The sequence below is a fragment of the Hymenobacter perfusus genome (genome assembly GCF_003944765.1).
Lineage (GTDB): Bacteria > Bacteroidota > Bacteroidia > Cytophagales > Hymenobacteraceae > Hymenobacter > Hymenobacter perfusus.
Window position 1 is genome coordinate 225,241 of sequence record NZ_RWIU01000006.1, and the last position, 13,602, is coordinate 238,842.

Genomic DNA, 13,602 nt, shown 5'->3' on the forward strand with positions numbered 1-13,602 from the left:
CACGCTCTAGGTGGTATGCTGCCCCGGTGCCCCGGCCTCGTTGCTGATGCGACTGAAAAATGCGTATGTACTTGCCAGTCGCCTGCTTCACGGCTTTGTTGAGGTGGTTAACGTGCGCGCTTCTATTCCGGCCGGGGCTTGCGCATCAGATACGCCAGCACGGGCCGGAGCGTGAAGTACAGGATGGGTCCCAGCACCAGGAAGGCCCCGGCCCACAGCGCCAGCCCGCCCAGAATAGCATGCCAGAGCAGCCCCAGGGCCGCTACCCAATCGTGACGAAACAGATACTGCAGCTTTTCCAGCGTCAGCGGGGGGCTGTGAGAGCCCCATAACCTGGCTCCCTGGCTCATGAACGGGATGATGAGCAGCAGCTGCACCGGGCTCCAGAGGTGCGCTACCAGTAGCGTAGCCGCCACGTTCAGGCGCAGACGCACAGCCGCCGTGGTAGCCAGCAGCGTGGTAATGCCCAGCATCGGCACCAGCCCGGCTGCCGTACCCAACGCTATTGTCAGGGCTAGTTGCTGCGGTGTAAGGCCCTGCCGCAGCAGGTTGAGTACCGGCTGCAGCAAACGGCGCCGCCACCAGCTGGCCGGCGGGGCAATGGAAGAAGATACTGGCAGCGGGACCCGGGGTTCTGACACGAAGAATTGGGATTAGCAGGAAATGGATGGTGATGCAGCAACCGGGAGCTACCTTCGTAACTCTTGACCCGTGCCCGGCTGCGCGCCCACGGCTAGTACGCGCCTCCTATGACAAAAGTACACGCGCCCGGCCATGCCCGTCGCCACCCCATTACTGATTTCCTGATTCTGTTGCGCCGGGCGGCCCGGGAGTTCGGGGCCAACGACCCGTTACGGCTGGGTGCGGCCACGGCCTTCTTCACCACGTTTGCCCTGCCGCCCATCGTTATTATCCTGATTCAACTGCTGGGTTCTTTGTATTCCCGCTCACAGGTGCGGGTGTTGCTGCTCACCAAACTCTCGCACCTACTGGGCTCCTCGGCGGCGGGGCTGGTCGAGCAGATTCTGCAGAACGTAACCAATATCGAGCGCAGCCGCCTTGTTACGTGGCTGGGGTTCGGGTTTCTGGTATTCATTGCCACCACCCTGTTCGGGGTCATTCAGAACTCGCTCAATCAGCTCTGGCAGGTGCGGGTGCGGCGCAGCACCGGGCAGTTTCGCAAGGTGCTGAAGGAAAGAAGCCGCTCGTTGGGGCTGCTGCTGGCCACCGGGCTGCTTTCCATCCTGGCCTTCCTCTCCGATGCCGCCCTGGCGTTTCTGGCTCACTACGCCCACGATTTTGGGGCTGCGTTCAGCTCCGTGCTTTTTCAGATCGGCAACCAGGTGTTTTCCCTGCTGATTCTCACGGCCTGGTGCGGGGTTACGTTCCGGAACCTGAGCAGCGCCAAAGTGCCCCCCAAAGCGGTGTGGCGCGGGGCCCTGCTTACGGCCGTCCTCATCGACCTGGGTGAAAACGTACTGGGTTTCCTGCTGGTGCCGCGCAACCTCGGCCCCATCTATGGCGCAGCCTCCAGCGTAGTGCTGGTACTGCTGTTCGTATTTTACTCTGCCATGATTTTCTACTTCGGCGCCTGCTTTACCAAGGCCTACGCGCACTACGTTGGTCTTGATATTCGCCCCAAGAAATCCGCCGTGCGCTATAAGTTGGTAGATGTGGAGGATTAAATGAAGTACGTATTGGATAGGCAGACCAGTTACCCTCTATCCAATACGCTACCTATTCAACACCCCAGCCATCCACCCATTCATAAAGCGTACCTTTGCGGGTAGAAAAACCGCTTATGACTTCGACTACTGCTTCCTTTGCCGACCTGGGGTTGGCCCCCGAACTGCTGCAAGCCCTGGAAGAGCTGCAATTCCTGACCCCTACGCCCGTGCAGGAGCAGGTGGTGCCCATGGCCCTGGCCGGCCAGGATCTGGTGGGCCAAGCCCCTACTGGCTCGGGCAAAACGGCCGCCTATGGCCTTTCGGTGCTCCAACTATTGGATTTGAAAACCGACGCTGTGCAGGTAATTGTGCTGGTTCCCGCCCGCGAACTGGCCCTGCAGGTGCGCGACGCCCTCAAAAAGCTCGGCAAATTCCTGCCCAACCTGCGGGTAGCGGCCTTTTACGGCGGCCACGCTTTCCGCGAGGAAACCGCTTCCCTTACCCAGCCTCCGCACATCGTGGTAGCCACTCCCGGCCGCTTGCTCGACCACTTTGAGCGGCGCACTATCATTCCGAATCAGCTTAAGACCCTCATTCTCGACGAAGCCGACAAGCTACTGGAACTGGGTTTTCAGGATGAGCTGGTGGAGATTGTGAAACGCCTGCCCCGTCGTCGCCAGACCCTGCTGTTTTCGGCTACCATGTCGGACAAAGTAGTGGAGCTGATTCGCAAAAACCTGACCCGCCCCCGCGTGGTAAATGCCGGCGAGGACACCGATGAACTGCCCGAAAACCTCACCCTGCTGGGCCATGTAGGTACCGTGGAGCAGAAGCCGGCGGCCTTGCTGCACCTACTCAACAAGCCTGAAACCGGCCGCGCCCTCATCTTCTGCAACACCCGCGACCGGTGCATGGAGCTGACGCGCTTCCTGGTGGGCCGGGGCGTGGCGGCCGAGGTGCTGCACGGCAAAATGCCCCAGCCCGAGCGGGACAAAGCTTTGCTGAAACTACGTAACGGCTCCAGCCAGGTGCTGGTAGCCACCGACGTAGCCGCCCGCGGCATCGACGTAACCCAACTGGACACCGTGGTGCAATACGACGCCCCCGACAAAGCCGACGGCTTCCAGCACCGGGCCGGCCGCACGGCCCGGGCCGGCGCCGAGGGTACCGCCCACATTCTGGCAACGGAGAAAGAGCAGGCTCATGTGAAGAAATGGCCGGTTTCAGCTACCATTCAGTGGAAGCCCATGCACGCTCCCAAACTGCCGCCCGCCGCGCCCAAAGCGCCCCGCCCCGAAAACATCACGCTGCACGTAACGGCTGGCAAAAAAGACAAAGTAAGTGCCCACGACTTAGTTGGCGCCTTCGTGAACGTGGGCGGCGTAGCTCGTGATGAGGTCGGCCACATTGAGGTATTTGACTACTACAGCTACGTGGCCGTGCCGCGTCAGCAGGCCCAGGAAGTAGCCGAAAGGCTGGCCGGAGCCAAGGTCAAAGGCAAGAAAGTGCGGGTATCCATCGTGGCATAACCAGCGCCCGGAGCTCGGCCTGACCATTAGCCCCTCGGGCGTGAGACCTGCTTGCCCGGTCCCACGCCCGAGGGGCTTTTTTGTTGCCCACCTCGGTGAACGTCCCGCGCGCTAAGTAGTGTTGATTTGTAGTTGGCTGGAAAATTCAAGTACCTTGAGCTACATTTCAAAGATTCTCCCGCGTTGGAAGTAGTGCGCCCAGATACGGAATTGGTGTGGTTGAGCCGCCTGCGCAACGACGACCAACGCGCCTTTGATGCCCTGTTCCGGCAGTACAGCGCGCGGGTGTACCGGTTTGCCTACGGCTACCTGAAATCGGGGGCGGCGGCCGAGGAGATTGTGCAGGAATGCTTCCTCAAAATATGGGAACGGCGCCACGAGTTGCGGGATGATGTGCCGCTGAAAGGCTACCTCTTCACGGTGGCCCACCACACCATTCTCAACCAGCTGCGCCACACCCGCCACCACCAGGCCTACCAGGATTACGCCCTGTTCACCGGCACCGCCACCGCCGCCACCACCGATACCGATGTGGCCTTTGCCGAGCTGGAAACCCTGTATCTGGCCGCGCTGGAAAAACTTCCGCCAAAGCGCCGCCATATTTTCACCCTGAGCCGGCAGCAAGGACTTTCGTACGCTGAAATTGCGCAGGAGCTGGGTATTTCGGTGAAAACAGTGGAGACTCAAATGGCGCAGGCCCTGCACTTTCTGCGCCTTTATTTCCAGGCGCACGGCACGGCACTTAGCCTGTTGCCACTCCTGTTGTTGCTGGCCTAGCCCTTCTTTGCAGTCGTCTTATTGAGATAAGTCTTTTCGCTTGTGCGTTTATTTTCGCGACTTAAGCAAAACGTAAGAAACAGTTTATCAACGTCAAGCGAAAAAGGTTACGTTTTTCTGCAAAAAAATTACGCGGTGAGTCAGGGTAGCCGGGCTGGTGGGTGTATTACTCAGCAGAACCTACCTCCTACCCGTTGCTCATGGCTGCTTCGCCCGATCAAAATGCCTTTCTTCGTTACGTTAACGGCATGTCCTCTCCGCTGGAAGCCGCAAGCGTACGGAACTGGCTGAGCGAGCCCACCAACCAGCTGCTCGCCCGCGTGTGGATGGAGGAACACTGGAACACGCTGGATACTCCCGCTACTCTGCCATTGCCGGAACCCGACTATGAGCAGCTACTCGGCAGCCTTCACCAGCGGCTGGGCTTTTCGGAGCCCGCCGCTACGGAGCCGGCAGAAGACCTGGCGCAACCACGCCGCTGGCGCTACTGGGCTGCGGCAGCTGCCACGGCCGGCCTGTTGACGGCCGGTGGCCTTTGGTGGCAAACCCAACCGCCGGTCAGCTCCCGGAACTATACCACTGCCTACGGTGAAATGCGTCGGCTGCACCTCCCCGATGGCTCGCAGGTGACGCTGAACGGCAACTCCAGCATCCGCTATGCCGTGAACGTGCCCGATGGTCAGCCCCGGGAGGTGTGGCTGAACGGCGAGGCCTATTTCTCGGTTCGCCACCTCCCAAGCCACCAGCGGTTTGTAGTACACACCAACGGCGGCTTCAACGTGGAAGTGCTGGGCACGAAGTTTACCGTGTTCCGCCGGCGGGAAGAGTCGCGGGTGGTGCTGCTGTCGGGCAAGGTGCGGGTAGATTTCACGGATACCACCCACCCCGACGTGGTGATGAAGCCCGGTGAGCTGGTTGAAACCCAGGGCCCGAAGGCTAACACGGTAGTGTACAAACCCGTGCAGACCGATACCTACGCCGCCTGGAAAGATGCCAAGCTCGTCCTCGATAATACGTCCATTACGGACCTCGCCACCCGTCTGCACGATACGTACGGCCTCGACGTGACCATTGCCACGCCCAGCCTGAAGGAGCGGCGCATGACCGGCACGGTACCCGTGCGGGACCTTGATCTGCTCCTGCGCGCGCTGGAGGAAACTTTCCAGCTGAAAGCTGACCGCCGGGGCAACGACCTGATTCTCTCTGACTCAACTACCCGTTAAGCCGCCTTCCCCTACTCCTGGCGGCCCTAACGGTTTCTTTTTCTCATTTTCCCACCATTCCCACAATGCACCCAACCCCTACCCGCCTGGGTGGCGGCCTGGCGTCCACGGCCCTCTCGGCCTGTGCGCTGCTGCTACCTGCCCCGGGGGCCACGGCCTCCGCGCAACTCCTAGCATCCAACCACATTCCCACCCAGCGCACCGCAGTGCCGGTTGAAACGGTTCTGCTCAAGGACCTCCTGGGCCAGTGGGAAACCCAGTATGGGGTCACCATCTTTTACGATGCCAACCTGGTCAGCAACAAGCGGGTAGTAGCCCGGCCCGAGGCCGTGGCCCCGCTGGAAGACAAGCTCACCGAGGTACTGCCCCAGGCCGACCTCAGCTTCAAAAAGCTCCGGGCCGACTACTATATTCTGGTGGCACCGGCCAACGGCCCGCTCCTGAACGCCGGCTTATCGAAGGCTACGGCGGCCGACGTACCGGTTTCCGGCCGTGTGACCCAAGCCAACGGTGAAGTCCTGCCGGGCGTGACGGTGGTGGTCAAAGGCACTTCCATTGGTACCTCTACCGGCGCCGACGGGTCCTTCTCGCTCAGCGTACCGGAGGGCAGCACCCTCGTGTTCAGCTCTATCGGTTTCAAAAGCCGCGAAGTACCGGTAACCGCAGCCACCAGCAGCCTGACCGTTAATCTGGATGCCGATTCTCAGGCGCTGAGCGAAGTGGTGGTCGTGGGCTACGGCACCCAGGCCCGGCAGGAACTCACCACCTCGGTGGCCTCAGTTGGGGCCCAGCAGATTGAGCGGCAGAAAGTAGCCGGCTTCGACCAGGCCCTGCAGGGTCAGGCCGCCGGGGTGCAGGTGACGGCCCCAACCGGCGCGCCCGGCGCAGGCATCAACGTGCAGATTCGGGGTAATAGCTCCTTGAACGGCAGCAACTCGCCGCTGTACGTAATTGACGGCGTACCGGTACTGCCGACCTACGACCGGGAGCTGAGCGTGGGCAACCAGAAGCCGAACCCGCTCAACTCTATTAACCCCGCCGATATTGAATCGATTGACGTGCTGAAGGATGGCGCCGCGGCCGCCATTTACGGCGTGCGGGCTTCCAACGGGGTAGTGGTAATTACCACCAAGCGCGGCAAGTCGGGCAAGCCGCAGGTGGGCTTCAATGCCTATTATGGCGTGCAAAGCCTGCGCAAAAAACTGGATGTGCTGAACGCCCGGCAGTTTGCGGAGTACTTCAATGAGTCGCAGATTAATGGCGGAGCGGCCCCGGGCTTCCCCGACCTCAACAACCTGCCCGTTGATACCGACTGGCAGGATGAGGTGTACCGCACGGCGGCCATCCAGAATTACCAACTGAACGTGAGCGGCGGCACCGACCGTACCCACTACTACGTGGGCGGCGGCTACTTCAAGCAGGACGGTATTATCCTGAACTCCGGCTTCGACCGTTTTAATTTCAAGCTCAACTTCGATCAGAAGGCCGGCGAGAAGTTCAAGGTGGGCACCAACCTCAACCTGAGCCGCACCAATACCAACGGCAGCGTGCGCAGCGAGCTGGGCCTGGGCAACTCGGGCACTGTACTCGGCACCCTGGCCCAGATTCCGACGGTACCCGTGCGGGAGGCCAACGGCCTGTATGGCACCAACCCTTTCTCGCTGTCGGACAACCCGGTGGGCAACCTACTCGAAACCAACAACCGAGCCCTCACTTACCAGGTTATCGGCAACGTCTTCGGGGAGTACAACATCCTGAAAAACCTGACCGTCCGCTCGTCGCTGGGAATTGACTTCCGCAGCCAGCTGGAAAACGAGTTCATCACCCGCGACTACCCCGGCACCTCCCGCGCCGATGCCTCTACCCGGGGCAGCGGCCGGACGGGCACCACGCTCCAGAACATCTGGCTGTGGGAAAACACGGCTACCTACTCGCCCAACCTCGGCGAAAAGCACAGCCTGCAACTGCTGGCCGGCCAGTCGATTCAGGAGTCGAACCGCTTTGCTTCCAACGCGTCCGTGCGGGGCTATGCCTCCAACGCCGTGCCGTATCTCTCGGCTGGCACCGAGCGGCTGGGCACTAGTAGCTACGAAGAAGAATGGGGCCTAACTAGCCTGTTTGCCCGCGCCATCTATAGCTTTGAGGACCGGTATCTGGCTACCCTGAGCCTGCGCCGCGACGGCACCAGCCGCTTCGATGACGCTCACGGCTACTTCCCGGCCGTGGCTTTGGGCTGGCGCATTTCCAAGGAAGGTTTCTTCCCGCAGAGCACGCCGATTACCGACCTGAAACTACGCGGCAGCTTCGGCGGCAACGGCAACCAGGAACTGGGCTACACCTACCAGCGCTTCAGCTCCTACGTGGTGGGCGCCAACTACGTGGGCAACGGCACCTCAGTACAGGGCGGTATCCGGCCCGACCGCATCGGCAACCGGGCCCTGAAGTGGGAAACTTCTTACCAGTACAACATCGGCCTGGACTTGGGCATGTTTAACGACCGGCTCACGCTGAACGTGGATGCCTACCGCAAGCGCGCCGAAGACCTGCTGCTGAGTGTACCGCTCGCGCCGAGCACCGGCGCGCAGGTGCTCGACATTATTCAGAACGTAGGCGCGGTGGAAAACAAGGGCCTGGAGTTTGCCCTCAACACCACCAACGTACAGGGCCAGAACGGCGGCTTCAGCTGGAGCACCAACCTGAACGCCTCGCTCAACCGCAACAAAATCCTGGACCTGGGCACCTTGTACAACACCCAGAACCAGTTGGTTGACCGCAACATCATCTACGCCAACAGCATTTCGCAGAAGGGCAGCCCCCTGGGTTCGTTCTATGGCTACAAGGTGCAGGGCATCTTCCAATCGGCCGATGAAATTGCCAACGCCGCCACCCAGCAGGGCAACCCCCAACCCGGGGATATCCGCTTCGCGGACGTGAACGGCGACAAAGTCATCAACGACGCGGACCGGACCATCATTGGTAACCCGAACCCCAAGGTTATCGGGGGCGTCACGAATACCTTCTCGTTCAAGGGCCTCGACCTGAGCGTATTTTTCCAGGGCAGCTTCGGCAACGACATCTACAACGCCAACCGCCAGGCTCTGGAGTCGTTGAACGGCCCCGTCAACCAGCTGACTACCGTGCTGGACCGCTGGACGCCCACCAACACCGACACGAGCATTCCGCGCGCCGTATTTGGCGACCCCAACAACAACGGCCGCTTTTCCTCCCGCTGGATTGAGGATGGCAGCTACGTCCGCCTCAAAAACCTCACGCTGGGCTACACCCTGCCCGCCAGCCTCATCAACAAAGCCCGCTTCAGCGGCCTGCGCGTGTACGTGAGCGGGCAGAACCTGCTGACCTGGACCGATTATTCGGGTTACGACCCGGAAGTAAGCGCCGACCCGTTCTCCGCTACCAGCAGCGGCCGCGACTTTGGCGTGTACCCACAGGCACGCACCTACACCGTTGGCCTGAACGCCTCTTTCTAAGCTGACTCCCGCCCCTTCCCATGAAAAAGATATTCATTCCCGTTTTTGCCCTGGTAGCCCTGGGCAGCTGCGACGTACTGGATAAGCAGCCGCTGCCCAGCATTGCCCCCGAGAACTTCTTCCAGAACTCCGACGACGCCGAGGCCGGCCTGACCGCCGCCTACGATGCCCTGCAGGGCACCGGCCTCTACAGCCAGGACTTGGTGGTGGCCGGTGAAATGCCGTCTGACAACTGTTTCAGCACCAACGGCGACGTAACTGCCCTGGGCCGCCTGACCTGGACGCCCACCACCGGCCAGATTTACAACATCTGGCGCGACTCCTACCTCGGTATCAACCGGGCCAACGCGGTGCTGAAATACGTGCCGGCCATTGATATGACGGCCGCCCGCAAAAACCAGATTCTGGGCGAGGCCTACTTCCTGCGGGCCCTGCACTATTACAACCTGGTGAAGCTGTACGGGGCGGTTCCGTTGCGGCTGGAGCCCACGGAAAGCGGCGAGCAGACGGTGGTATCCTTACCGCGCACTTCTGCCGAAACCGTTTACGTCCAGATTGCCGCCGACCTGAATACGGCTGACGGGATGGTGCCCGCCGCCAACCCCAACCGGATTACGAAAGGTGCCGTGAATGCGCTGCTGGCCAAGGTGCTGCTCACGCAACGCCAGTGGGCCCCGGCAGCGGCAGCGGCCAACAAGGTAATCACCGAAGGCGGTTACGCGCTGGCCGCGAACTTCAAGAGCCTGTACCCGGCTGAAAACGTGCGGCCGGAAACCATTCTGGAAGTGCAGAACCAGGGCACGCCCGACGGCAATAACATCCTGCCTGATTTGCTACTGCCCTCGCCGCCAGCTACGTATTCCTTCCCGAAGTTTAACATTCCGACCCTGTACCGGAGCACGGCCACGGCGAAGCCCACTGACCTGACGTTTGTGGTGGACACGCTGAACGACCAGCGCTGGAGCCGCCGCGCCACCCGCACCGTCACGGCCGGCGGGGTGGTGTACGTGCAGCGCGACTACGCCAGCTTCGTGCTTGGTTCCAGCCGTGACTCCAAGGCCAGCGCCAACGACCTGGGCCCTTTCGTGTACAAGTGGCCCGGTGCCCCCAACGGCTTCAACAGCCCCGACAACACCTACATTCTGCGCTACGCCGATGTGCTGCTGATGTACGCCGAAGCCCTGAACGAGCAGGACGGACCCTCGGCTGATGCGTTGGCCAAGCTGAATATGGTGCGCACCCGCGCCGGTTTGCCGGCCCTCACGGCGGCCTCCCCCCAGTACGCCAGCAAAAAGGCGTTGCGGGATGAAATTGACCGGCAGCGCCGGCTGGAAATGGCTTTCGAGGGGGAGCGGTGGTTTGACTTGCTGCGCTATGCCCGCCACAACCAGGCAGAAGCTGGTGCCCACGCCGTTACGGCCCTCGATATCATTGAGCAGAAGCTTAACCGCCGCGACGCGAACCTGCTGCTATTCCCGCTGCCGCAGGCTGAGCTGAACAACAACGCCCAGCTGCAACAGAACCCCGGCTACTAATCTTAAAGTGTCGGCCCGGCAGCTACTACCTGCCGGGCCGGCTACGCCTGACTGCTTTCCTGCGGAGCAGCACAGTTTTTCGTTGTTTCTTATCTGCCGCCCGTTGCGCTGGGCACGCCACAACGGGCTTTTTCCGCCCTGAATACCGGGTTTTTCGCGTGTGAGGTAGGCGTATAACGCAGCGGCACTCCGAGCAGACCGAGTCGTCGGAAGGTTTGTTTTCTCCTGTCCTCGGCCGATATATTTGATTCGGTTGTGCCGTCCTTACCCGCAGTGCGCGGTATTCTCATCTGATTCCGGCGCGCTTCGGCTGCCAGCGGGTCATGCTCGTTCTTACCAGGTTCTGAAACTTACCCCGTTCCGCTCGCGCGGCTACGGGGCTCCCCCGCCCCGGGCCGGATTCGCTAGCCGGACTGGGGTATTGGGGGCCGGCTTTGCTAAAGGGGAGCGGGGCCGGCCCTTCCGGGTGAGAAGCGGCAACCGACCGACACCTATCGGTTACTTTGCGGAAAAGAACCGATTTTGCGGGTTCTTCTTTTCATCCAGACATTCTTTCCTCTTTCATTCCCATCATGGCTGCTCCTATTTCCGCCTCCCCCCTGCGCACGACCGACACGCCCCCCGGTGTCGAAACCCCCAATTACACCCCGGCCCTGGCCTCGCTCACGGTCCTGTTCTTCATGATGGGGTTCATCACCTGTCTGAATGACATCCTGATTCCGTATCTGAAAGCCATTTTCCAGCTCAGCTACACCCAGGCCAATCTGATTAACCTCTGCTTTTTCGGAGCCTATTTCGTGATGGGCATCCCGGCTGGCAAACTGGTGCAGCGCATCGGCTACAAAGGCGGCATGCTGGCCGGCTTTCTGATTGCGGCCCTGGGTGCATTCCTGTTCTACCCTGCCGCCGACAGCCGGAGCTACGGCCTGTTTCTGGGGGCACTGTTTGTATTGGCTACCGGCGTGGTACTGCTGCAGGTAGCCGGCAACCCGTACGTATCCATTCTGGGGCCGGCCAAATCGGCTCCGGCCCGCCTCACGCTTACGCAGGCTTTCAACTCGCTCGGCACCACGGTGGCTCCGCTGCTGGGCTCAGCCCTGATTCTCTCCAACCTACCCGACCTGGACACGGCCGCTTCTGCCGCTGCCATTGATGTGAAAGCCGTGCAGATTCCGTACCTGTGCATTGGCGCGGTACTGATTGTGATTAGCGTGCTGCTGGGCATGCTGAAGCTACCCGTTATTACGCTGGCCCACACCGAGGAAGACCCGAACCGCCGCGCTTACCACTACCGTCATCTGGTGTTCGGGGTCATTGGCATTTTCGCTTACGTAGGCGGCGAGGTGGCCATTGGTTCGCACATTGTATCCTACCTCAACCTGCCCGATGTTATGAGCCTTACGCCCAAAATTGCGGGTGATAAAGTGGCTTACTATTGGGGCGGTGCTATGGTCGGCCGCTTTCTGGGCGCTTACCTGCTTAACAAATTTAACCCCGGCCGCCTGCTAGCTCTCAATTCACTGGGTGCGGTAATTCTGGTGCTGATTTCGGTGAGCACCACCGGCGAAATTGCCATGTGGAGCCTGCTGGCCGTGGGCCTGATGAACTCCATCATGTTTGCCACCATTTTTACGCTGGCGGTGGCCGGCCTGGGCCGCAACACGGAAGAAGCTTCTGGCCTGCTGAACGTTGGCATTGTGGGCGGGGCGGTAATTCCGCTGCTGTTCGGGCTGGTAGCCGATGCCAGCACCCTGCGCTGGGCCTTCATTCTGCCCGTTCTCTGCTACGCTTACATTATGTGGTACGGCCTGAAAGGCCACAAACCTACCGCCGCGTAATCCGGGCCGGCTTCGGCCGGCCCTTTTTCTTTCCGCTTCTGATTTCCAGCCTGATTCCAGCCCGATTTTTTGGGTTGCCGGCTACTGCCTTGCCTTTTCCTTCCGCCCTATGTCCTTCCTTTCCCGCTCCGTTTTCCCCGCCGCCCTGCTCCTGACGCTGGGCCTGAACTCCGGCTGCCAGCGCATGCCACAGTCGGGCCCCGCGAAAGGCTCCGTTGGTTTCTGGCTGACCAATCCCGATAAGTCGGCCCTGTTTGCACTGCAGCCCACGCCGGCCTGGACGGCCACCGCCCCCGCCGCCGGCACTCCGGTGATTGAGGTCGACGACAAGCAGACTTTCCAGACCATTGACGGGTTTGGCTACTGCCTCACCGGTGGCAGCGCCGAGTTGCTGCACCGCATGACGCCCGAGGCCCGCCAAGCCATTCTGCGGGAACTGTTCGCCACCGACGGTACCAACATCGGCGTGAGCTACCTGCGCCTGAGCATCGGGGCCTCCGACCTGGATGGCACCGTGTTCAGCTACGACGACCTGCCGGAAGGCCAGACCGACCCGACCCTGGCCAAGTTCAGCCTCGCCCCCGATGAGCCGCACCTGTTGCCGGTGCTCAAGGAAATTCTGGCCATCAACCCCAATATCAAGCTGCTTGGCTCGCCCTGGTCGCCGCCGCCGTGGATGAAGACCAACGGCAACTCCAAGGGCGGCTCCTTGAAACCGGAGTTTTATCCGGCTTACGCGCAGTATTTTGTGAAGTACGTGCAGGCTATGCAGGCCCAGGGCGTGCGCGTCGACGCCATAACGGTGCAAAACGAGCCGCTGCACCCGGGCAATAACCCCAGCCTGCTCATGCTGGCCGAGCAACAGGCCGAGTTTGTCAAGAAGCACCTGGGCCCGGCCTTCGCGGCCGCCAAAATCGACACGAAAATCATCGTGTACGACCACAACGCCGACCGGCCCGACTACCCCCTGACCATCCTCAACGACCCCGAAGCCAAGAAATACGTGGATGGCTCGGCTTTTCACCTCTACGCCGGCCCCATTGAGGCCCTGAGCCAGGTACACGATGCCCACCCCGACCGGAACGTGTATTTCACGGAGCAATGGGTGGGCTCGAAAAGCGCCTTTGCGGAAAATCTGCCCTGGCATGTGCGCACACTCATCATTGGGGCTACCCGCAACTGGGCCCGCACTGTGCTGGAGTGGAACCTGGCCGCCGACCCGCAGCAGAACCCGCACACGCCCGGCGGCTGTACTGAGTGCCGGGGTGCCCTCACCATTGATGGCAGCACCGTAACCCGCGAAGATGCCTACTACATCATTGCCCACGCCAGCAAGTTCGCCCGGCCCGGCTCGGTGCGCATTGCGTCCACCGCTTCCGAAACCCTGCCTAACGTGGCCTTCAAAGCCCCCAACGGCCAGAAAGTAGTGGTGGTACAGAACAACTCCAAGCAAACCCAGCCCTTCAGCCTCCGCTACCAGGGCAAAACCCTCACCTCTACGCTCCAACCCGGCGCGGCCGGCACCTACGTGTGGTAGCGGCGCAG

At 61.2% G+C, this 13,602-nt stretch carries 9 protein-coding genes; 8 read left to right on the forward strand and 1 reads right to left on the reverse strand.

From position 1 onward, the window contains the following. Nucleotides 1–122: 122 nt before the first annotated feature. Entirely contained in the window at nt 123–641 is a 519-nt protein-coding gene (locus EI293_RS17660; RefSeq protein WP_125439871.1) for a DUF2062 domain-containing protein, read from the reverse strand. Between the two features lie 108 nt (nt 642–749). On the opposite strand from EI293_RS17660, the gene EI293_RS17665 reads away from it, so the two are divergent. From EI293_RS17665 to EI293_RS17700, 8 genes are all read left to right on the forward strand, one after another. Next, on the forward strand, nt 750–1,685 hold the full coding sequence (locus EI293_RS17665) for a YihY/virulence factor BrkB family protein (protein ID WP_125439872.1): 936 nt from the start codon (nt 750–752) through the stop codon (nt 1,683–1,685). A gap of 116 nt (nt 1,686–1,801) precedes the next feature. Then, a complete protein-coding gene (locus tag EI293_RS17670) occupies nt 1,802–3,196 on the forward strand; it encodes a DEAD/DEAH box helicase (protein WP_125439873.1) in 1,395 nt (464 codons plus the stop codon). A gap of 192 nt (nt 3,197–3,388) precedes the next feature. Continuing rightward, complete coding sequence (locus EI293_RS17675; RefSeq protein ID WP_170170423.1) at nt 3,389–3,973, forward strand: RNA polymerase sigma-70 factor; 585 nt, start codon at nt 3,389–3,391, stop codon at nt 3,971–3,973. A 248-nt stretch (nt 3,974–4,221) separates the two neighbouring features. Then, nucleotides 4,222–5,196 (forward strand): FecR family protein, encoded by a 975-nt coding sequence (locus EI293_RS17680; protein WP_170170424.1) that lies wholly within the window; start codon nt 4,222–4,224, stop codon nt 5,194–5,196. A gap of 65 nt (nt 5,197–5,261) precedes the next feature. After that, nucleotides 5,262–8,684, forward strand: a complete 3,423-nt coding sequence (locus EI293_RS17685; protein ID WP_125439876.1) for a SusC/RagA family TonB-linked outer membrane protein — start codon at nt 5,262–5,264, stop codon at nt 8,682–8,684. 20 nt (nt 8,685–8,704) lie between these two features. Next, the gene (locus EI293_RS17690; protein ID WP_125439877.1) at nt 8,705–10,219 is read left to right on the forward strand and encodes a RagB/SusD family nutrient uptake outer membrane protein; all 1,515 of its coding nucleotides are present in this window, start codon (nt 8,705–8,707) and stop codon (nt 10,217–10,219) included. Nucleotides 10,220–10,791: 572 nt separating this feature from the next. Next, nucleotides 10,792–12,057 carry a sugar MFS transporter gene (locus tag EI293_RS17695; protein ID WP_125439878.1) on the forward strand — a complete coding sequence of 422 codons (1,266 nt, stop codon included), beginning with the start codon at nt 10,792–10,794 and terminating at the stop codon, nt 12,055–12,057. A 109-nt stretch (nt 12,058–12,166) separates the two neighbouring features. Further along, complete coding sequence (locus tag EI293_RS17700) at nt 12,167–13,594, forward strand: glycoside hydrolase family 30 protein (RefSeq protein WP_125439879.1); 1,428 nt, start codon at nt 12,167–12,169, stop codon at nt 13,592–13,594. Nucleotides 13,595–13,602: the final 8 nt, after the last annotated feature.